Genomic DNA, 21,208 nt, shown 5'->3' with positions numbered 1-21,208 from the left:
AGCGGGGCCCTGGCGGGGCTGGTCGGGGCCTGGGGAGCGAGCGCGGCGATGCGCAGGATGCGGGCTGGCGCCCAGCTTGAATTGTTGCCGACCCGGTCGAGAATGCAGTAGGTCACTTCGAGGCGATGGTCATCACCAGCCTCGACAATGATGGCCGACGGCACCCACACCTGCACCGCCTTGCCCACATCGCCAGCCTGGATGCTCGGCAGGTCCAGGCGCACGTCACCCCAGCGCAGGGTGATCTCGTCATCGGTCGCCATGTTCAGGTACGGCTCGATGGTCAGGGGCACGCCACGGCGGATCTGGCTGCTGTTGACGCCATGGCGACGGATGGTCTCGGGCAGGCTGACGGCGGCCAGGTTCTGGTTTTCATCAAGGCTCAGTGCCGAGGGCATGCCGCCGGGGTAGTCGGTCTTGACCTGCACCCGGGTGATGGCCGAGCGCGCCGGGCCGTGGCCGACCTGCATGACCCGGTAATGAATCCGTGCCGGGCCATTTTGCACAAAGCTCTCCGGCACTCGCAGGCTGGTGGGCATGCCGATCTTGCCGGCGGTGATGCGCCGGGAGGCGGCAAAGCAGTTGTTCCAGAACAACTCGATCAGGTCGCCCTCGTCCATGCCGCAGTAAGGCGCGATATCGACCTGCAGGTTTGTCGCAGCGAGGGCATTGATGCCTTCTCGATGGGCCTGGGGCAAGGTCGGGGCAGTGAGCAGCGCCTGGGTGGAAATACGCTTCATAAATAATCTCCTTGGTGCAGCCAGCAGCAATCGTTCCGGACATCAGGCGCGGGCAGGCGACGTAGTCCGAAAGAAACGATTTAATAAAAAACCAGAATGGATCCAATCCTCTGGGCGTTAGATAAGAGGCTTGGTTAGTTGGCGTCAAGAGGCTGGGCGGGGCAAACAGGGGGTTATGGAATATTCAGAAGGGTCTTACTGGGAGGGCGCTGCAAGTGCGTGCTTCAGGGTGACTTTTACCCAATGAATAAAGGGTGTTTCCCCAAAAACACTAAAGAGGCGAGTTGCCTTTCGGCAACTCTATAAAGCGAAGCTTCTTACAATGAATCGGCGCAAGTTAGTTGTTGATGAACTTGCTGAGAAACTGCCGGGTACGTTCTTCTTTCGGGTTGGCAAACAGCGCCTTGGCTTCGCCTTGTTCAATAATGACGCCCTTGTCGAAGAAGATCACCCGGTTGGCCACATCCCGGGCGAAACTCATTTCGTGGGTCACGATGACCATGGTGCGGTTTTCTTCCGCGAGGCTGCGAATGGTCGCCAGCACTTCGCCTACCAGCTCCGGGTCCAGGGCCGAAGTCGGCTCATCGAACAGGATCACCTCCGGCTCCATCGCCAGGGCCCGGGCAATGGCCACCCGTTGCTGCTGCCCACCGGAGAGGCGGCGTGGGTAGGCGTCTTCCTTGCCTGCCAGGCCGACCCGGGCCAATAGCTTGCGGCCCAGGGCATCTGCGGCGGCCCGGGGCATCTTCTTGACCACGATCGGGCCTTCGATGACGTTCTCCAGGGCCGTGCGGTGCGGGAACAGGTTGAAGTTCTGGAACACAAAACCCACGTGCTGGCGCAGGCGCCGCACCAGGCTTTGCTGTTGGTTGAGCGGGCGGCTGCTGTCGATCTCGATGTCACCGACCTTGATTCGGCCACTGGTGGGTTCTTCGAGGAAATTCAGGCAGCGCAGCAAGGTGGTCTTGCCGGAACCGCTGGGGCCGATGATGGCGACGACTTCGCCTTCCTTGACCTCAAGGTCGATCCCGTTAAGCACCACCTGACCCTTGAATTGTTTGGTCAGTTTTTCAACCACGATCATGCTTCAAGACTCCAGGTCATGCCGGTTGACTCGTGCTTCCAGGCGGTTTTGCACGTGTGCCAGGACGCTGGCAAGAATCCAGTAGATCAAGGCGGCGGACAGATACATGGTGAAAATTTCGAAGGTACGGGCCGAGACCAATTGCGCCTGGCGGAACAGCTCCGGCACCTGGATGGTGGCGGCCAGGGCAGTGTCCTTGACCAGGGAAATAAAGCTGTTGCCCAGCGGCGGCAAGGCCGTGCGCATGGCCTGCGGCAGGATGGCCCGGCGCAGGGTCTGCGCACGGGTCATGCCGATACTGGCCGCAGCTTCCCACTGGCCGCGCTCGATGGAACCGATGGCGGCACGCAGGATTTCACAGGCGTAAGCAGCCATGTTCAGCGAAAAGCCGATCATGGCCGCCGGGATCGGATCCAGCTCGATGCCCACTTGCGGCAAGCCGTAGTAGATCAGGAACAGCTGTACCAGCAAGGGCGTGCCGCGAAAGAACGACACGTAGACGCGGGCGGTCCAGCTCAACAACTTGAAGCGCGACAGGCGCATCAAGGCCAGGCCGAAGCCCAGCAGCAAGCCGAAAAACATCCCGCCGAGGCTAAGGATGACCGTGAAGTACGCGCCCTTGAGCAGAAAGGGCGCGGAGTCCAGCGCGAGTTGGAAACCTGCTTCCATTATTGAGTAACGTCAGCGTTGAAGTACTTCTCGGACAGCTTCTTCAAGGTACCGTCGGCGCGCAGTTCGTCCAGAGCCTTGTTCACGGCGGCCAGCAGTTCAGGCTCGCCTTTGCGCAGGGCAATACCGGCTTCCTGACGGGAGAAAGCAGCACCGGCAGCGGCGGTGTCCTTGGCTTTCTTGGCGTATTCCAGCGCGGCGAGGCGGTCGATCAGGATGGCGTCGACACGGCCGATGCGCAGGTCCTGGAACTTGGTTGGGTCATCGTTGTAGGTTTTGACGATGGCTTTCGGTTGGTTTTCCTTGAGCCATTGTTCGTAGTTGGTGCCCAGGCCCACACCGATTTTCTTGCCGGCCAGGTCGTCGGCGGTCTTGATGGTGTCGACGTTCTTCGCCAGGGTCAGCGCCTGGATCCCGGAAACGGTGTAAGGCTTGGAGAAGTCATACTTTTCCTTGCGCGCATCGGAGATGGTCACCTGGTTGACGACCGCGTCCAGGCGCTTGGATTCCAGGGCGGCGAGGATGCCATCCCACGGCGTGGCTTGCAGCTTGACCTTGACGCCCAGCTTCTTGGCCAGCGCTTCAGACAACTCGACCTCGAAACCGCTGAGCTTGCCGCTTTCGTCGACGAAGCTGAACGGCGGGTAGGTGCCTTCCAGGCCAATCTTGATTTCGCCGGCTTTCTTGATGTTGTCCAACTGCTCGCCGGCAACTGCCTGACCGAGCCACCCGGCGCCAAGCGCCAGCCCCAATGTGCCAACCAGTAACGTGCGACGGAATACGGAAATAGTCATGAAGAGCCCCTGTGTTTTTTATGTTGAGCGATGCAGGTGACGCGGTAGTCGTATCCTGCCTTAAAAGCGCCGTGTGTGGGAGCCGGGCTTGCCCGCGATTGCATCAACTCGGTGTTTTGGATCTGCCCAGTCATGCGTATCGCCATCAAGCTCGCCTACGGCGCGACTATAAAGCCGGTTTTTAAGACTTGAAAATAATATAAAATCAGATTGATATTTCTTTATGGAATATCAAAAGCTCGAATCATAGGCAAACAACGCCGGTGCGCCACCCGTGTGCAGGAAGATGATCGGCCCCTCTTCAAAGCGCTGGCGTCCAATGCCATCCAGCAACCCGGCCATGGCCTTGCCCGTGTAGACCGGGTCCAGCAGCAGGCCTTCCTGGCTGGCTACCAGCTTGATCGCCGCCAGCGTGCCGGCACTCGGCTCGCCATAACGGGGGGCGAAGTACTCGTCCCACAGGATCACCTTGAACGCGTCCGGCAGCGGCACGCCGAGCAGTTCGGCGGTACGTTCGGCCAGGCCCTGCACCTTGGGGCGCTGGGCTTCGTCGGTACGGGACACCGTGATGCCAATCACTTGCAGCTCGGGCAGCACTTCGGCCAGCGCCAGGGCCAGGCCGCTGTGGGTGCCGGCGCTGCCGGAGGCCAGGACCACGGTGGAGAACGGGATGCCGCTGTCTTCAATCTGCCCGGCCAGCTCCAGCCCGGCGCGCACGTAACCCAGGGCGCCGAGGGCGTTGGAGCCGCCGATGGGCACCAGGTACGGCTTCTTGCCGTTGCTGCGCAGGCGGTCGGCGAGGGCGTTGAGCTGGTCGTCGACGTTGTCCAGGTTCTCCACCAACTCGACCTTGGCGTCGAACAGCTCCAGCAACAGGCGGTTGCCGTTGGCCAGGTAGTTGGGGTCTTCGGTGCCCGTCGGGTTTTCCAGCAGGGCAACGCAGCCCAGGCCCAGCTTGGCGGCCAGCGCAGCGGTCTGGCGTACATGGTTGGACTGGATCGCGCCGGCGGTCACCAGGGTGTCGGCACCCTGGGCCAGCGCATCGGCGGCGAGGTATTCGAGTTTGCGCAGCTTGTTGCCGCCCATCGCCAGCGGCGTGGTGTCGTCGCGTTTGACGTAGACGTCACGCCCCAGCCAGGCCGACAGCCGCTCGAGTTTTTCCAGGGCGGTGGCGCCGCCCAGCAGTTCCAGACGGTTAAAGCGGTCGAGCTGTTGTTTGATCATGGCTACGCACGGGTGGTCAGAGATGCTGGGACTATAGGCAGGCACTTTTGCGTCGGCAACCGCCAATCGCTTATGTCGACGGGTTATTAGCATTGCACTATTGGTTCTTAAGGACGCTCAGGTTCCTTGCCGTAAAGTGATGGGCATTTCGTCAGGAGTGAAGACCGTGAGTGAGCGTTCCAGTCATTGGCAATTACAGACCATCGTCAGCCAGCTGCGCAGCGCCCGGGACCAGTGGCGCACCCGCAACGGCCGGGTCAGCGGCGAGCAGGGCGGGCGCGAGCTGCCTTCACGGGAAGCCGTGGCGCAGATTCTCGAGGCGTTGTGTGGTGCGCTGTTCCCCATGCGTCTGGGGCCGGTGGACCTGCGTGAAGAAAGTGAAGACTTCTACGTCGGCCACACCCTGGATGTGGCGCTGAATGCATTGCTCGCCCAGGCGCGCCTGGAGCTGCGATATGCCGCGCGGCAAGGTGGCCAGGATGACAGTGAAGTCGACGCCCATGCCATCCACCTGATCCAGGATTTCGCCCTGGCGTTGCCAGGCTTGCGCAGCCTGTTGGACACCGACGTGCTCGCCGCCTACCACGGCGACCCGGCGGCGCGCAGCGTGGATGAAGTGCTGTTGTGCTACCCGGGGATTTTGGCGGTGATTCACCATCGCCTGGCGCACCACTTGTATCGGGCAGGCTTGCCGTTGCTGGCGCGCATCAGCGCGGAAATCGCGCATTCGGCGACCGGGATTGATATTCACCCGGGCGCGCAGATCGGCCCGAGCTTCTTTATTGACCACGGGACGGGTGTGGTGATTGGCGAGACGGCGATCATCGGCGAGCGGGTACGGATCTACCAGGCCGTGACATTGGGCGCCAAGCGTTTCCCGGCGGATGAGGATGGGCAATTGCAGAAAGGCCATCCGCGGCATCCGATTGTCGAGGATGACGTGGTGATCTACGCCGGGGCGACGATCCTGGGGCGGATTACCATCGGCAAGGGCTCGACCATTGGCGGCAATGTGTGGCTGACGCGCAGTGTGCCGGCGGGGGCGAACCTGACCCAGGCGAATCTGCAGCATGATGATGGGACGCAGAAATAGAGCAGCGCCCTCTCTAACGATCACACAGATCCAATGTGGGAGCGGGCTTGCTCGCGAATGCGGTGTATCAGTCGCCAGAAGTGTTGGCTGACACGCCGCATTCGCGAGCAAGCCCGCTCCCACATTTTGTCTGCATTCCAAATTTGAGCCGCACTACTCAAATTCGAGCCGTATTTCCCTCAGCAATCGCTGAACGTTTCGTCATCCCCATACGTCATACCTTTCCTTGAGCTAGTGTAGGAAACACCTACCACTCGGCCCTGCGATTAGTCCTCAAACCCCTATCCATGTTTAACTTGACTGTTCGTTCAAGTTAAATCGGTGGTTCGCTGCCCGCTCACAACAGGAGGCTTACCTTTGCTGAGTCCGTTTTTTACAGCCACATCCCATACCCTTGAGGTGCGCCCTACATGAGTGCATCGTCCACACCTTCCAGCGGTCTGGTCCGCATGAACCCGCCGGTGTTTTACTTCGCCGCGAGCTTCATCCTGCTGTTCGGCCTGACCGTCATCGCGATTCCCGAACAAGCCGGCGCCTGGCTGCTGGCCGCACAAAACTGGGCGGCCAACACGGTCGGCTGGTACTACATGCTGGCGATGACCCTGTATCTGGTCTTCGTGGTGGTCACCGCGTTATCGGGCTACGGCAAGATCAAACTCGGTGCCGACCACGACGAGCCCGAATTCAGTTACCTGTCCTGGGCCGGCATGCTGTTCGCCGCCGGGATCAGCATCACGCTGTTTTTCTTCTGCGTGTCCGAACCCCTGACTCACCTGGTGCAACCGCCCCAGGGCGAGGCCCTGAACGGTGACGCGGCGCGCCAGGCCATGCAGATCCTGTTTCTGCACTGGGGCCTGCATGGCTGGGGCGTGTTCGCCTTCGTCGGCATGGCCCTGGCGTACTTCGCCTACCGGCATAACCTGCCGCTGGCGTTGCGCTCGGCGCTGTATCCGCTGATCGGCAAGCGCATCAACGGCCCCATCGGTTATGCGGTAGACGGCTTCGGCATCATCGCCACGGTGTTCGGCCTCGGCGCCGACATGGGCTTTGGCGTGTTGCACCTCAACTCCGGGCTCGATTACCTGTTCGGCGTGGCCCACACCCAGTGGATCCAGGTCGGCCTCATCACCTTGATGATGGGCGCGGCGATCCTGGTGGCGGTCTCCGGTGTCGATAAAGGCGTGCGGGTGATGTCCGACATCAACATGCTGCTGGCCTGTGCGCTGCTGCTGTTCGTGTTGTTCGCCGGCCCTACCCAACACTTGCTCAACACCCTGATCCAGAACATCGGCGACTACCTCGGCGCCTTGCCGACCAAGAGTTTCGACCTCTACGCCTACGACAAACCGAGCGACTGGCTGGGCGGCTGGACCGTGTTCTATTGGGCCTGGTGGATCGCATGGTCGCCGTTCGTGGGTCTGTTTATTGCGCGTATTTCCCGCGGCCGCACCATCCGTGAATTCGTGTTCGGCGTGCTGTTGATCCCGTTGGGTTTCACCCTGGCGTGGATGTCGATCTTCGGCAACAGCGCCATCGACCAGGTGCTCAACCACGGCCTCACGGCGCTGGGTCAGTCGGCCATTGATGACCCGTCGATGAGCCTCTACCTGCTGCTGGAAACCTACCCGTGGAGCAAGACGGTGATCGCGGTCACGGTGTTTATCAGCTTCGTGTTCTTCGTCACCTCGGCTGACTCCGGCACCGTGGTGCTCTCGACCTTGTCGGCCAAAGGCGGCAACGCCGATGAAGACGGGCCGAAGTGGCTGCGAGTGTTCTGGGGCGCGATGACCGCGTTGGTGACCAGCGCGCTGCTGTTTGCCGGCAGCATCGATTCGCTCAAGTCTGCCGTGGTCCTGACCTCGCTACCGTTCTCGATGATCCTGCTGCTGATGATGTGGGGGCTGCACAAGGCGTTCTACCTTGAGTCGCAGAAGCAGATTGCGCAGATGCATTCCCTCGCGCCGGTATCGGGCTCACGCAAGGGCACGGGCGGTTGGCGCCAGCGCCTGAGCCAGGCGGTGCATTTCCCGTCACGGGATGAGGTGTACCGTTTCCTCGAGACCACGGTGCGCCCCGCCATCGAAGAAGTGACGGCGGTGTTTGTCGAAAAAGGCCTCAACGTGGTCACCCAGCCTGACCCGGCCAATGACAGCGTCAGCCTGGAGATCGGCCACGGCGAGCAGCACCCGTTTGTGTATCAGGTACAGATGCGCGGCTATTTCACCCCGTCATTCGCACGGGGCGGCATGGGTTCCAAGCAGCTTAACAACCGCCGCTACTACCGGGCGGAAGTGCACTTGAGCGAGGGCAGTCAGGACTACGACTTGGTGGGCTACACCAAGGAGCAGATCATCAACGACATCCTCGACCAGTACGAACGGCACATGCAGTTCCTGCACCTGGTTCGTTAAGGCTCAGGCCCTGATAAACAGGGCCAGTGCCACCAACGGCGCACCGAATACCCCGCTGCCGATCACCAGCTCCGAGACCAGGGGCTGGCCGGCAGTGACCACACCTACCGCGCCGTTCACCACCGACACCACCAGCCAGATCCCGACAAAGCTGTAGGCCAGAATGTGCCGGCTGACGCCCAGCTTTTGGCCGATGAACAGCATCAGCGCGAGGAGGATCAGGCCGGCGGTGATGACGAGGGCGGTGTGCATATCTGAAGTCTCCTGATACCCGCTGATTTTCCGTGAACAGCAAACCTGTGGCGAGGGAGCTTGCTCCCGCTGGGCTGCGCAGCGGCCCCAAAAAAGATGGGAGCGCTGCGCACTCCAGCGGGAGCAAGCTCCCTCGCCACAATAGTAGTTTGCCGTTGAACGAGCGTTTGCCGGTCTTCAGACCAAACCACCATTGGCCCGCAGGATTTGCCCGTTCACCCAACCACCAGCCGGGCTCACCAGGAACGCCACCACGCGGGCGATATCTTCCGGTTGGCCCAGGCGTTCCAGGGGTGCCATCTTGGCCAGGCCCTGGATCTGCTCTTCGCTTTTGCCATGCAGGAACAGTTCGGTCGCCACCGGGCCCGGGGCAACGGCGTTGACGGTGATGCGCCGGCCGCGCATTTCCTTGGCGAACACCTGGGTCAGGGATTCCACCGCCGCCTTGCTGGCGATGTACACCGCATAACCGGGGAAGTTGAGGCCGACGGTGCTGCTGGAGAAATTGACGATGCGCCCGCCGTCGTTCAGGCGGGTGGCGGCTTCACGCAGGGCGTTGAAGGTGCCGCGGGTATGGATGTCGAAGTTCTGGTTGTAGAGCTCATCGCTGTGTTGGGCCAGCGGCAGCACCTTGAGGATCCCGGCGTTGTTGATCAGCACATCAACCTTGCCCAGCTGGGCTTCGGTCTCGTCGAACAGGCGCTTGACGTCGGCGGCGCTGGCCACGTCGCCCTGGATCGCTATGGCTTGGTGGCCGGCCTGGCGCAACTCCACTACCAGCCTTGACGCTTCGATGGCGCTGTTGGCGTAGTTGATGGCGACGGCATAACCGTCGGCAGCCAGTTGTCTGGCAACCACGGCGCCGATGCCGCGAGAGGCGCCGGTAACGATAGCAACTTGGGTAGTCATGATCGGGTTTCCTTGGGGGAGTGGTTGGGTGTGGAAGCAGATTCACATGTTTACCCAGGCCGATAAATGCGCCAGAGTTGCCTTGACTGTTCAAGAATCGCCAACAATGGAGACGCGCCGTGGACCAGGTCAAAGCGATGAAAGTGTTCGTGAGGATTTACGAACGCAGCAGCTTCACGCTGGCGGCCGATGACCTGAACCTGCCGCGCGCCACCCTGACCCACACCCTCAACCAGTTCGAAGCCTGGCTGGGCACGCGGTTGCTTGAGCGCAGCACCCGCCGCGTCCGCCCCACGCTGGATGGCGAGGCCTACTACCTGCGCTGTGTGCAACTGTTGGCGGAGCTGGAAGAGGCGGAACTGGCCTTCCGTTCGGTGGCCCCCAAGGGCCGCCTGCGGGTGGATTTGCACGGCACCCTGGCCAAGTACTTCGTGATCCCGGCGCTGCCGCAATTCATGGCGCGCTACCCGGAAATCGAGCTGTCCATCAGCGAGGCGGACCGCTTCGTCGACCTGATCGCCGAAGGCGTGGATTGTGTGCTGCGGGCGGGCACCCTGGGGGATTCGGCGTTGATCGGTCGCCGGGTTGCGACGCTGCGCCAGGTGACCTGCGCGAGCCCGGCCTACCTGCGCAAATACGGCGAGCCGAAGCGCCTCGCCGACCTGGGCGAGCACCGTGCGGTGAACTATGTTTCACGCACCACCGCGAAGCTGTTCCCCTTCGAATTCATGGTCGACGGCCAGGTGCAGGAAGTGACGATCGAGGGGGCGCTGTCGGTGTTCGGCGCAGAGATTTATGCCGCCAGCGCAGTCGCCGGACTGGGCATTATCCAGTGCCCGCACTACCGCATCGCCGAGCTGATCGACCAGGGCGTGATGCAGGAAATCCTCATTGATACACCACCGCCGCCCATGCCGGTTTCGGTGCTCTACCCGCAAAACCGACACATGTCGCCGAGGGTGCGAGTGTTCGTCGATTGGCTCGCCGAAATCTTCGCCACTGCCCGCTAACCCGCGTCTTTACTGGGTTTCTTAAATTTAATTTCATCCGGGTAAAGGGTGTTTTGACTCCGAACTGTCACATGGCCATCGCCTAATTGTGTGAAGCGTTTGACGCTTTCATTTCAGAACAGTGACGGAGACCGGTACCAATGAAGACGTTATTAAGCCCCATGGTGGGTGCCGCCATGGCGAGCTTTATGCTGTCCGCCCACGCCGATTTTATCGATGACAGCCACGCCGACGTGACCCTGCTCAACCGCTACCTCAACCAGCAGGGGCGGGATGTGGTGAACAGCAATAACAAGGCCCACAGCATCCGTGATTGGGGCCAGGGTTTTGAGTTCAATTTCAAGTCCGGCTACACCGATGGGCCGGTGGGCTTTGGCCTGGACCTGCAGGCGTTCTACGGTTTGAAACTGGACTCCGGCGGCGACCTCAATGACAAGGATCACCAGGGCCGCTACCCCGGCAGCATGTTCCCGCTGGATAACGGCAAGTCGGCCGACCAGTTCGGCGTGCTCAGCCCGACCTTCAAGATGCGCTTCGCCCAGGATGAATTGCGCGTCGGTACGCTGTACGGCAACAACCCGGTGCTGGCCAACACCGACGGCCGCCTGTACCAGCAGACCAACACCGGCGTGCAGTTGGTTTCCAAGGACTTGACCGACTTCACCTTTACCGCCGGTGACATCCTCAAGACCAAGATCCGCAACGAAACCGGCGACCAGGGCATGATCACCGCCGGCGGTACCAAAGAGAGCGATCGCTTCCTCTACGGCGGCGCGGACTACAAAGGTTTGCCGGACACCACCGTCAGCCTGTGGTACTCCAACCTTGAGGATTACTACCAGCAGTTCTTCCTCGGTGCCAAGCGCCATGACGCCTTGCCTGTCGGCGCGATCGACACCGACGTGCGCCTGTACCGCAGCCTGGGTGTGGGTGAAAACGCCGCGGGCGACAAAGACTATTCGGCTGCGGGTCTCTACGGCGATGGCACCTCCAAGGGCCGCATCAACCAGTCCACCGTCAGCCTGTTGGAAAGCTACAGCCTGGACGGCCACACCGTCGGCCTGGGCATCCAGAAAAACAGCGGCGACAGCGACTTCCCGTACCTGGATTCCGGCCTGAACAGCGGTGCCAGCAACCAGGGCCCGGGCTCGGGCGCCGACACCCCGGCACTCACCAACATGCAACTGAACAAATTCCAGCATGCCGGCGAGCGCACCTGGCTGGCGCAGTACAAATATGACTTCGGCAAACTCGGCCTTAACGGCCTGACCTTCGCCACGTCCTACGCACACGGCGATGACATCCGCACCACCCAAGGCACTACCAGTGAATGGGAACGTAACGTCACCGTGGCTTACCAGGTGCCCACCGGCACCCTCAAAGGCCTCGGCGTAACCTGGCGAAATGCCCACGCCAGCCCGGATATCACCGGTGCCACGGTGCAAGATGAAAACCGCTTCTATGTAAGCTACGTCGTTCCACTCTGGTAGGACTTTGCTGTAAAAGGGATAGGCAGACTTAAGCGATTCAGCTGCTTAAAAGGCCCGGGAATATGCTTATTCCCGGGCCTTATTTGCCCCAAGTCCAAGAGAGGATTCGATGACTTACATTGCTGCCGAAAACCGCTATGAATCTATTCCTTACCGCCGCGTAGGTCGCAGCGGACTGGTGCTGCCGGCACTGTCCCTGGGGCTGTGGCACAACTTTGGCGACAGCACCCCGATCGATACCCAGCGCGCCTTGCTGCGCACCGCGTTCGACCTGGGTATCAACCACTTCGACCTGGCCAACAACTACGGCCCTCCATACGGCAGCGCCGAGATCAACTTCGGTCGTTTGCTGCGGGAAGACTTCAAGCATTACCGCGATGAACTGATCATCTCCAGCAAGGCGGGCTGGGACATGTGGCCGGGCCCTTATGGCCAGGGTGGCGGTTCGCGCAAGTACGTGCTGGCGAGCCTCGACCAGAGCCTGCAACGCCTGGGCGTCGACTACGTGGACATCTTCTACTCCCACCGTTTTGATGCCGACACCCCGCTGGAAGAAACCGCCAGCGCACTGGCCACCGCCGTGCAACAGGGCAAGGCGTTGTACATCGGGATCTCGTCCTACTCCGGCGTGAAAACCCGGGAAATTGCGGCGCTGCTCCAGGAGTGGAAAGTCCCGCTGCTGATCCACCAGCCGGCCTACAACCTGCTCAACCGTTGGGTGGAAAAAGACCTGCTGGACGTCACCGAAGAACTCGGTGCCGGGGTGATCGCGTTCACGCCATTGGCCCAGGGCCTGCTGACCGACAAATACCTCAACGGCGTACCGGCGGATGCGCGGGTCAATCGTCCGGGGGGTGGTTCGTTGCAGGCCAAGCACTTGTCCGAGGCCAACATCGCCCACGCCCGCGCGCTGAATGAAATTGCCAAGCGCCGTGGCCAGAGCCTGGCGCAGATGGCGTTGGCGTGGACGTTGCGTGATCCACGGGTCACCAGCGCCCTGATCGGCGCGAGCCGGCCGGAGCAGATCATTGAAAACGTCGGTGCGTTGCAGAACCTGAGCTTCAGCGCGCAGGAACTGGCGGAGATTGATCGGTTTGCCCAGGAAGGCGGGATTAACCTGTGGGAGAAGCCGTCTACGGCTGAATAAGCGGTAGAGCCCGATTCCGGCATCAACCTCTACCCAATGTGGGAGCGGGCTTGCTCGCGAAAGCGGAGTGTCAGTCACTGNNCCGCTCCCACATTTGATTTGTGGTGTGCCTGCTAGAACGGCACATCTCCAAGAATCGTCGCCCGATGCATCACCCGCCGCTGCGGCCGGTAATCATCCACCGCGTAATGCTGGGTCACGCGGTTATCCCAGAACGCCACGTCATTTTCCTGCCAACGCCAGCGAATGGTGAATTCCGGCCGTGTTGCATGGGCAAACAGCAGCTTCAACACCACGTCGCTTTCCGCCGGCTCCAGTTCGTTGATCTTGCTGGTGAACCCCTCGCTGACGAACAGCGACTTACGCCCGCTCACCGGGTGGGTACGAATCACCGGATGAGACAGCGGCGGGTTCTTGCGCCGGGCTTCTTCCCAGCGCGCCAAATCTTCCGGCGTGTTGCCGTAACGCTCCAGCGGGAAGGAGCGGGTGAAGTCATGGGTTGCCGTCAAACCGTCCAACAGTTTCTTGAACGGCTCGGACAGCGCCTCATACGCGGCAATCCCGCTGGCCCACAACGTATCGCCACCAAACTCCGGCAGCAGCTTGGCGCTCAGTACCGCACCGAGGGCCGGGGTGGGCAGGAAGGTCACGTCGGTGTGCCAGATGGCGTTGTCGCGCACGTCGGTCACGGCGGTGTCGAGGATCAGCACTTCTGGCTGCTCCGGCACGTTGGGGTAGATCGGGTGAATGTGCAGGTCGCCGAAATTCGCCGCGAACCGCGCCTGTTGCTGCGGGTTGATTGGCTGGTTACGGAAGAACAGCACCGAATGCTTGAGCAGCGCCTGTTCGATGGCGTCGCGGTCTTCAATGTTCAACGGTTGGGTGATGTCGACGCCACTGATCTGGGCGCCAAGGGCGGTGCTGAGAGGTGTTACGGTCAGGCTGCTCATGGGATTCTCGTCGAAAATTTTTCAGTGTGCCTGGCCATGCCACGGCACCAGTTTGCGCTGCAGGGCACGCAAGCCCATTTCCATGGCGAAGGCGATCAGCGCGATCACCAGAATCCCCAGCACCACCACGTCGGTGACCAGGAATTGCGCGGCGGACTGCACCATGAAGCCCAGGCCGCTGGTGGCCGCGATCAATTCTGCGGCTACCAGGGTCGACCAACCCACGCCCAGGCCAATTCGCACGCCGGTGAGGATGTCGGGCAGGGCGCTCGGCAGGATCACATGGCGAATCAGTTGTGCCCGGGTAGCGCCCAACGACTGCGCAGCGCGCAGTTTGGCCGGGTCGACGGTACGTACGCCGGTGGCGGTCGCGATGGCGATCGGCGCAAAAATCGCCAGGTAGATCAGCAGTACTTTGGACAGCTCGCCGATGCCGCACCAGATCACGATCAGCGGCAGGTAGGCCAGTGGTGGAATCGGCCGGTAGAACTCGATCAGCGGGTCGAGAATGCCCCGGGCGATGCGGTTGGAACCGATGGCAATCCCCACCGGCACGGCGGTCAGCACGGCAAAGCCGAGGCCCAGGCCGATGCGCTTGAGGCTCGCGCCCAGATGCTGCCACAGGGTGGAGTCCATGTAGCCGGTGGTCGCCAGCAGCCAGCCTTTTTGCAGCACGGCCGAAGGCGGTGGCAGGAACAGCGGCTCGATCAGCCCGCTGGCGGTCACGGCCCACCAGATGGCAACCAGGGTCACCAGGGTGAGCACGCTGATCCAGCGGGTGCTCAGGCTGCGGCGCACGGGCACGACGGGTTTGCTCACCGGCTTGGCGGCCGTGGCCGGTAATTCGTAACTGCTCATGCGGACACCTGCCTTTGCGAGAACACCTTGCCCAGCACGTGTTCGCGGGTTTCGATAAAGCGCGGGTCGGACTTGATCGCGCGTGCCGACTCACCGGCGGCGTAGCGCTGGCCGAAGTCCAGGCTCAGGCGCTCGACGATCTGGCCGGGGTTGGGCGCCAGCAGAATCAAATCCGTGGCGAGGAACACCGCTTCTTCGATGTCGTGGGTAATCAGGAATACCGGTTTGGCCGTGCGCCGCCAGACTTGCAGCAACAGCTCCTGCATCTGTTCGCGGGTGAAGGCATCAAGGGCGCCGAAGGGTTCGTCCATCAGCAGTACGCGGGGGTCGGCAGCCAATGCACGGGCCAGGCCGACACGTTGCTTCTGGCCACCGGAGAGTTGCCAGATACGACGGCTGTCGAAACCGGCGAGGTCCACCAGGGCGAGCATTTCCCGGGCGCGGATTTCCCGCTGGTCCTTGGGCACGCCTGCCAACTCCAGGCCGAAGCCGACGTTGGCCAGCACGTCCTGCCAGGGCAGCAGGGCGTCGTCCTGGAACACCACGCCGCGTTCGGCGCTCGGCCCCTTTACCGGCACACCGTCAAGGGTGATGCGCCCGGCGCTGGGTTCGACAAAGCCGGCAATCAGGTTCAACAGCGAAGTCTTGCCACTGCCGGAAGGGCCGAGGGCCACCAGCAATTGCTGGGGCCCAAGGCTCAGGGAAATATCTGCCAGTACTGGCTCCGGGCTGCCTGGGTACTGTGCGCTGATGCGCTCCAGTTGTAGCAAGGCCATCGCGGTTAACTCCTGGTATCAGTTAGTGATGAACTTCGGGCTGACGTACGGGGCGTAGTCCGGCAGTACGGCGTCGACCTTGCCTTGTTCCTTGAGGAACGCGGCGGTATCGGTGACAGCCTTGGTGGTCGGTGCGCCGAGCAGGGTGACCTGGTCAGCCGCCAGCGGGTAGACGTTGCCTTGCAGCAGCAGCGGAATGTCGCTGGCCTTGGCCCCGGAGAGCTTCACCAGTTTGTCGACGTTGCCTTTGTCAGCCAGCCAGGCTTGTGGGTCTTTGCGGTAAGCGGCGTAGGCATCCAGGGTGACCTTGGCAAAAGCCGTGACGATTTCCGGGTGCTTCTCGGCGAAATCCTTACGCACGATCCAGGCATCGAAGGTCGGCGCGCCGAACTTGGCCAGTTCGCCGGACGTGATCAGTACCTTGCCGTTTTCCTTGGCTACGCCAAGCGCTGGGTCCCACACGTAGGTGGCGTCGATATCACCACGTTTCCAGGCGGCGATGATGGCCGGCGGGGCGAGGTTGAGGATGGTCACTTTGGACGGGTCGATGTTCCAGTGCTTCAACGCGGCCAGCAGGCTGTAGTGGCCGGTGGAAACGAACGGCACGGCGACTTTCTTGCCGATCAGGTCCTGCGGGCTGTTGATCCCGGAACCGTTGCGGGCCACCAGGGCCTCGGCCCCGCCGATCTGGGTGGCGATCAGGAAGGTTTCCACCGGAACCTTGCGGGTCACGGCAGCGGTCAGCGGGCTGGAACCGAGGTAGCCGATCTGCACGTCACCGGAAGCGATGGCGGCGATGATGTCGGCACCGTTGTCGAATTTGCGCCAGTCGATCTTGGCGTTGGTGGCTTTTTCGTAAGCGCCGTCGGCTTGGGCGACTTTCGCCGGGTCAACGGTGGTCTGGTAAGCGATGGTCACGTCCGCGGCCTGGGCAAACAGGCTGGCACCGGCCAGGGACAACGCCGCCAAGAGGCGAAGGGGGAAGTGCAGTTTCAAGGGGGAAGTCCTCATCAGGCGGCCGGAGGTCGGCGTGTGAGAAGACTAAATGATCTAAGAATCCGAAAATAAATAACTTTTTCGAATTAGCTTATGAGGAGAAACTCGCGCGCCAGGCTAGAAGGCGCATAGGCCAAATGTGGGAGCGGGCTTGCTCGCGAAAGCGGTGAATCAGTCACCGAATACATCGACTGATACAACGCTTTCGCGAGCAAGCCCGCTCCCACAGGGGTCTGTGTCAGGCTTTTAGTTGCTGATGGCGAGGATGCTCGCCTGGTACGACCCGACAAACACGTCAAAATCACCCACTTCGTTCTGCTCAAGCTCCGCCTGCTGCGCCAGCGAACTGCGCGCCAGCTCCTCAAAACGTGCCTGTTCCTCTGCCTTCAACGGCTCGCTGCGGAAGTACTCCGCATGCACCTGGCTCTGATGCAGCGAGAACTGCGCAAAGCTCTCTTTACGCTCGCTCATCGCCGCCAGCACCTGGGCCGACGGGGTCAGGGACGAATCCTTGACCTTCGCCAGCTGCGCGTCCAGCGCCTGGCTGTGTTCATTGATGCCCTGGCTCTGGTCCAGCATCGCCGCCAGCGGAGCAATCTGCTCCAGCAGCTCTGCCGCCCATTCCTTCATGTCCACCGATTCGCCACGGCGCTGCAATTGCAGGCCCGGACGGCGGCCTTCCTTGACCACGCTGAGGAAGTTGGAGGTGGCGTTGCCGCACTCATTGTCGGCGAACAGCGGGCTGTCATTCAGCGCGCAATACAGCAGGAACGCATCGAGGAAGCGCGACTCTTGCAAGTCGATGCCCATCGGCAGGAACGGGTTGATGTCCAGGCAACGCACTTCGATGTACTGGATGCCACGGGCCATCAGCGCCTGGATCGGCCGTTCGCCGGTGTAGGTCACGCGCTTGGGCCGGATGTTGGAGTAGTACTCGTTTTCGATCTGCAGGATGTTGGTGTTGAGCTGAACCCACTCACCGTCCTTATGGGTGCCGACTTCGACGTACGGTGCGTAGGGCGTTGCCACAGCTTCGCGCAGGCTGTCGGTGTAGCTCGCCAGGTCGTTGTAGCACGGCGTCAGGCCGGCCTGGGCGTTGCTCTGGTAACCCAGGTCGCTCATGCGCAGGCTGGTGGCGTACGGCAGGTACAGGGTGTCGGCGTCCAGCACTTCGAGCTGGTGCGAACGACCGCGCAGGAAACCCGCGTCCAGGGCCGGCGAGGCGCCGAACAGGTACATCAGCAGCCAGCTGTAGCGGCGGAAGTTACGGATCAGCGCGATATAGGCCGTGGACTGGTAATCCCGGTCGGTGCCCACAAAGCCTTCGGCTTCCTTGAGCAACGGCCAGAGGTCTTCCGGCAGGGAAAAGTTGTAGTGGATCCCGGCGATGCACTGCATGGTCTTGCCGTACCGCAGGGCCAGGCCCTTGCGATACACGTACTTGAGCTGTCCGATGTTGGAGGTGCCGTAGTAGGCAATCGGAATATCTTCCTCGGCCGGCAACGGGCACGGCATCGATGGACTCCACAGGTACTCGCTGCCGAGCTTGCTGTAGGCAAAACGGTGGATCTTGTCGAGGCTGCTCAGGGTATCGGCCGGGTTGGGCAACGCCGGCGTGATGAACTCAAGCAGCGACTCGGAATAGTCGGTGGTGATCTGTTCGTGGGTCAGTGCAGCGCCCAGGGCCTCGGGATGCGGCGTTTGTGCCAGTCGGCCTTCACCGGTGACGCGCAGGCATTCGCGCTCGATGCCGTGCAGGCATTGCTCGAGCAAAGAGAGGTGTTCGTGCTTGCCGAGCAGGGCCAGGCGGCGGTTGAGAAGTTCGCTCAAGTTGGATTCCTTCACGCGTCAGTCGCCCCAATATGGGGGTGGTCAGGACGGTCTACAAGGGTGAAGTGGAAACTGGCGTTATCGCCTGGTTTTTGAGCCGGATTGACCCACTCTGAAAGAGCCGCCCTCGTCCCTGAATCTGGCTATCGCGCACGAGGAAAAGTTCGGCGCAACTTTCGAAGCGCCGAAATTAACTCAAATCGATGACAGGGAGCTATAGGACAGCGAAGGTGCCTTGTGCTTTTGCGACCAGTTTTTCGTCCTGGTACACGTCCGCCTCGACCACCAGCGTGCGCCGACCCGGGTGAATCACTCGGGCGGTGCACAGCACATCGCCGTCGGAAACGGCGCGGATGTAGTTGATCTTGCATTCGATGGTCGCGCTCTGCTGGTCGAAACCATGGGAGCTGGAACACGCCAGCCCCATGGCAATGTCCACCAGGCTGAAGATCGCCCCGCCATGGAGCTTGCCAGCGCGGTTGCGCAACTGCGGTTCCAGGGTCAAGGCCACCTCGGCAACACCGGTTTCCAGGCGCTGCAGGCGGCAGCCAATGAGTTCGCTGAAAGCGCTGTGGGTCAAGCCGGCCGGCAGTTCCATTAACGTTTCTTCAGTTGTTTGGCGTTGGCGAACAGCGAAGCCATGGCGTTGTTGGCCGGGGCTGGCGCAGCGGTTTCCTTGCGGGGGGCGGCGCCTTGGGACTGGCGTGGCGCCGAGCCCGGGCGTGCGCCGCGGGCACCGTCGATTTTCTCGCCCGGGGTGTCGCTCATGCGCATCGACAGGCCGACGCGTTTGCGCGGGATGTCGACTTCCATGACCTTGACCTTGACCACATCACCGGCTTTCACCGCTTCACGCGGGTCCTTGATGAACTTCTCCGAAAGCGCAGAGATGTGCACCAAACCGTCCTGATGCACGCCGATATCCACAAACGCGCCGAAGTTGGTCACGTTGGTCACCACGCCTTCGAGGATCATCCCCAGTTGCAGGTCCTTGAGGTCTTCGACGCCTTCCTGGAATTCGGCGGTCTTGAACTCGGGACGCGGGTCGCGGCCAGGTTTTTCCAGCTCTTGCAGGATGTCGGTGATGGTCGGCACGCCGAAGGTTTCGTCGGTGTACTTCTTCGGGTCGAGGCGCTTGAGGAATGCGGCGTCGCCGATCAGCGAGCGGATGTCGCGGTCGGTTTCAGCGGCGATGCGTTGTACCAGCGGGTAGGCTTCCGGGTGGACAGCCGAGGAATCCAGCGGGTTGTCACCGTTCATGACGCGCAGGAAGCCGGCGGCTTGCTCGAAGGTTTTTTCGCCAAGGCGTGCGACTTTTTTCAGCGCTGCACGGGTCTTGAACGCACCGTTTTCGTCGCGGTGGGTCACGATGTTCTGCGCCAGGGTGGCGTTGAGGCCGGAGATGCGGGCCAGCAGCGCAACCGAGGCGGTGTTCACGTCCACGCCGACCTTGTTCACGCAGTCTTCCACTACCGCATCCAGGCCGCGAGCCAGTTTCAGTTGCGATACGTCGTGCTGGTACTGGCCGACGCCGATGGATTTCGGATCGATCTTCACCAGCTCGGCCAGTGGGTCCTGCAGGCGGCGAGCGATGGACACTGCGCCACGGATCGACACGTCGAGGTCCGGGAATTCCTTGGAAGCCAGTTCAGACGCGGAGTACACCGAAGCGCCGGCCTCGGAGACCATCACCTTGGTCATCTGCATGCCTGGGTATTTTTTGATCAGCTCGGCGGCCAGCTTGTCGGTTTCACGGCTGGCGGTGCCGTTGCCGATGGCAATCAGGTCCACCGAGTGCTTGGCGCACAGGGCGGCCAGGATGGCGATGGTCTGGTCCCACTTGTTGTGCGGCACGTGGGGGTAAACCGTGGCGTGATCCAGCAGCTTGCCGGTGGCGTCGACCACGGCAACCTTGCAGCCGGTGCGCAGGCCCGGGTCGAGGCCCAGGGTCGCGCGTGGGCCGGCGGGTGCGGCCAGCAGCAGGTCGTGCAGGTTGTGGGCGAATACGCTGATGGCTTCGGTTTCGGCGCCGTCGCGCAACTCGCCCAGCAGGTCGGTTTCGAGGTGGGTGTAGAGCTTGACCTTCCAGGTCCAGCGCACGACTTCACTGAGCCACTTGTCCGCAGGACGATTCTGATTCTGGATGCCGAATTGTTGACCGATCATGCCTTCGCACGGGTGCATGGTGCCTGGCAGCTCGTCGCCGACTTTCAGCGCGGAGCTCAGGATGCCTTCGTTGCGGCCGCGGAAAATCGCCAGTGCACGGTGGGACGGCATGCTTTTCAGCGGCTCGTCGTGTTCGAAGTAATCGCGGAACTTGGCGCCTTCCTCCTCCTTGCCGGCGATTACGCGGGCACTGAGGGTGGCTTCCTGCTTCAGGTAGTTGCGCAGTTTTTCCAGCAGGTTGGCGTCTTCGGCGAAGCGCTCCATGAGGATGTACTTGGCGCCTTCGAGGGCGGCCTTGACGTCGGCCACGCCTTTTTCGGCATCGACAAAGCGTGCAGCTTCGGCTTCCGGGGCCAGGGACGGGTCGTTGAACAGACCGTCGGCCAGCTCGCCGAGGCCGGCTTCCAGGGCGATCTGGCCCTTGGTGCGGCGCTTCTGCTTGTACGGCAGGTACAAGTCTTCGAGGCGGGTCTTGGTGTCGGCGAGCTTGATGTCGCGTTCCAGCTGCGGGGTCAGCTTGCCTTGCTCTTCGATGCTGGCGAGGATGCTGATACGCCGTTCGTCGAGTTCTCGCAGGTAGCGCAGGCGCTCTTCCAGATGCCGCAACTGGATATCATCGAGGCTGCCGGTGACTTCTTTACGGTAACGGGCGATGAAGGGCACTGTGGAGCCTTCATCCAGTAGAGCGACGGCCGCTTCGACCTGTTGTGGGCGTACGCCGAGTTCCTCGGCGATGCGGCTGTTGATGCTGTCCATAAAACCACCTGAAATTCTGAAAGCAGGCTCGCAGGCCCGGAAAACAAGGCTCG

19 protein-coding genes are annotated in these 21,208 nt (G+C 61.8%); 5 read left to right on the top strand and 14 right to left on the bottom strand.

Annotated features, from left to right (window positions below):
• From HX873_RS00550 to HX873_RS00530, 5 genes are all read right to left on the bottom strand, one after another.
• The coding region (locus HX873_RS00550) for a hypothetical protein (RefSeq protein WP_177122239.1) at positions 1–740 on the bottom strand (740 nt) is incomplete at its 3' end.
• Between the two features lie 337 nt (positions 741–1,077).
• Positions 1,078–1,824, bottom strand: a complete 747-nt coding sequence (gene tcyN, locus HX873_RS00545; protein WP_087692733.1) for an L-cystine ABC transporter ATP-binding protein TcyN — start codon at positions 1,822–1,824, stop codon at positions 1,078–1,080.
• A gap of 3 nt (positions 1,825–1,827) precedes the next feature.
• Complete coding sequence (gene tcyL, locus HX873_RS00540) at positions 1,828–2,493, bottom strand: cystine ABC transporter permease (protein WP_003211857.1); 666 nt, start codon at positions 2,491–2,493, stop codon at positions 1,828–1,830.
• Complete coding sequence (gene tcyJ, locus HX873_RS00535) at positions 2,493–3,287, bottom strand: cystine ABC transporter substrate-binding protein (RefSeq protein WP_003211859.1); 795 nt, start codon at positions 3,285–3,287, stop codon at positions 2,493–2,495. The genes tcyL and tcyJ overlap by 1 nt, the downstream gene beginning before the upstream one ends.
• A 231-nt stretch (positions 3,288–3,518) precedes the next feature.
• Positions 3,519–4,511 carry a D-cysteine desulfhydrase gene (locus HX873_RS00530; protein ID WP_008435811.1) on the bottom strand — a complete coding sequence of 331 codons (993 nt, stop codon included), beginning with the start codon at positions 4,509–4,511 and terminating at the stop codon, positions 3,519–3,521.
• 166 nt (positions 4,512–4,677) lie between these two features.
• On the opposite strand from HX873_RS00530, the gene epsC reads away from it, so the two are divergent.
• Entirely contained in the window at positions 4,678–5,604 is a 927-nt protein-coding gene (gene epsC / locus HX873_RS00525) for a serine O-acetyltransferase EpsC (protein WP_003211862.1), read from the top strand.
• Between the two features lie 449 nt (positions 5,605–6,053).
• Positions 6,054–8,015 (top strand): choline transporter BetT, encoded by a 1,962-nt coding sequence (betT, locus tag HX873_RS00520; protein ID WP_003211865.1) that lies wholly within the window; start codon positions 6,054–6,056, stop codon positions 8,013–8,015.
• A gap of 3 nt (positions 8,016–8,018) precedes the next feature.
• Here betT and HX873_RS00515 read toward each other — a convergent pair whose 3' ends face one another.
• Together HX873_RS00515 and HX873_RS00510 are read right to left on the bottom strand one after the other, a co-directional pair.
• Positions 8,019–8,267, bottom strand: coding sequence for a hypothetical protein (locus tag HX873_RS00515; protein WP_003211868.1), 249 nt, complete (start codon positions 8,265–8,267; stop codon positions 8,019–8,021).
• 177 nt (positions 8,268–8,444) lie between these two features.
• Positions 8,445–9,176 carry an SDR family oxidoreductase gene (locus tag HX873_RS00510; RefSeq protein ID WP_177122238.1) on the bottom strand — a complete coding sequence of 244 codons (732 nt, stop codon included), beginning with the start codon at positions 9,174–9,176 and terminating at the stop codon, positions 8,445–8,447.
• A gap of 119 nt (positions 9,177–9,295) precedes the next feature.
• Here HX873_RS00510 and HX873_RS00505 point away from each other — a divergent pair, with 119 nt between their 5' ends.
• The 3 genes from HX873_RS00505 to mgrA all read left to right on the top strand — a co-directional run bounded on the left by HX873_RS00505 (position 9,296) and on the right by mgrA (position 12,823).
• Positions 9,296–10,186: a LysR family transcriptional regulator gene (locus tag HX873_RS00505; protein WP_177122237.1), complete on the top strand. Its 891-nt coding sequence runs from the start codon at positions 9,296–9,298 to the stop codon at positions 10,184–10,186.
• A gap of 161 nt (positions 10,187–10,347) precedes the next feature.
• Positions 10,348–11,676 carry an OprD family outer membrane porin gene (locus tag HX873_RS00500; protein ID WP_080673292.1) on the top strand — a complete coding sequence of 443 codons (1,329 nt, stop codon included), beginning with the start codon at positions 10,348–10,350 and terminating at the stop codon, positions 11,674–11,676.
• A 109-nt stretch (positions 11,677–11,785) separates the two neighbouring features.
• Positions 11,786–12,823, top strand: coding sequence for an L-glyceraldehyde 3-phosphate reductase (mgrA, locus tag HX873_RS00495; RefSeq protein WP_003211877.1), 1,038 nt, complete (start codon positions 11,786–11,788; stop codon positions 12,821–12,823).
• A 113-nt stretch (positions 12,824–12,936) separates the two neighbouring features.
• Here mgrA and tauD read toward each other — a convergent pair whose 3' ends face one another.
• The 7 genes from tauD to HX873_RS00460 all read right to left on the bottom strand — a co-directional run bounded on the left by tauD (position 12,937) and on the right by HX873_RS00460 (position 21,155).
• The gene (gene tauD, locus HX873_RS00490; protein WP_003213162.1) at positions 12,937–13,773 is read right to left on the bottom strand and encodes a taurine dioxygenase; all 837 of its coding nucleotides are present in this window, start codon (positions 13,771–13,773) and stop codon (positions 12,937–12,939) included.
• Between the two features lie 21 nt (positions 13,774–13,794).
• On the bottom strand, positions 13,795–14,631 hold the full coding sequence (tauC, locus tag HX873_RS00485) for a taurine ABC transporter permease TauC (RefSeq protein ID WP_134325545.1): 837 nt from the start codon (positions 14,629–14,631) through the stop codon (positions 13,795–13,797).
• Entirely contained in the window at positions 14,628–15,407 is a 780-nt protein-coding gene (gene tauB / locus HX873_RS00480; RefSeq protein WP_023659332.1) for a taurine ABC transporter ATP-binding subunit, read from the bottom strand. Before tauB ends, tauC begins: the two co-directional genes overlap by 4 nt.
• 18 nt (positions 15,408–15,425) lie before the next feature.
• Positions 15,426–16,403, bottom strand: coding sequence for a taurine ABC transporter substrate-binding protein (gene tauA / locus HX873_RS00475; protein ID WP_003213167.1), 978 nt, complete (start codon positions 16,401–16,403; stop codon positions 15,426–15,428).
• 246 nt (positions 16,404–16,649) lie between these two features.
• Positions 16,650–18,233, bottom strand: a complete 1,584-nt coding sequence (gene gshA / locus HX873_RS00470) for a glutamate--cysteine ligase (RefSeq protein WP_008435798.1) — start codon at positions 18,231–18,233, stop codon at positions 16,650–16,652.
• Positions 18,234–18,447: 214 nt separating this feature from the next.
• Positions 18,448–18,831 carry a PaaI family thioesterase gene (locus HX873_RS00465; protein WP_003213170.1) on the bottom strand — a complete coding sequence of 128 codons (384 nt, stop codon included), beginning with the start codon at positions 18,829–18,831 and terminating at the stop codon, positions 18,448–18,450.
• Positions 18,831–21,155 carry a Tex family protein gene (locus HX873_RS00460; RefSeq protein ID WP_177122236.1) on the bottom strand — a complete coding sequence of 775 codons (2,325 nt, stop codon included), beginning with the start codon at positions 21,153–21,155 and terminating at the stop codon, positions 18,831–18,833. Before HX873_RS00460 ends, HX873_RS00465 begins: the two co-directional genes overlap by 1 nt.
• Positions 21,156–21,208: the final 53 nt, after the last annotated feature.

This window comes from Pseudomonas sp. P7758 (genome assembly GCF_013386485.1).
Classification (GTDB): domain Bacteria; phylum Pseudomonadota; class Gammaproteobacteria; order Pseudomonadales; family Pseudomonadaceae; genus Aquipseudomonas.
Note: the sequence above shows the minus strand (reverse complement) of the source record. Positions and strands in the feature narration are given on the sequence as shown.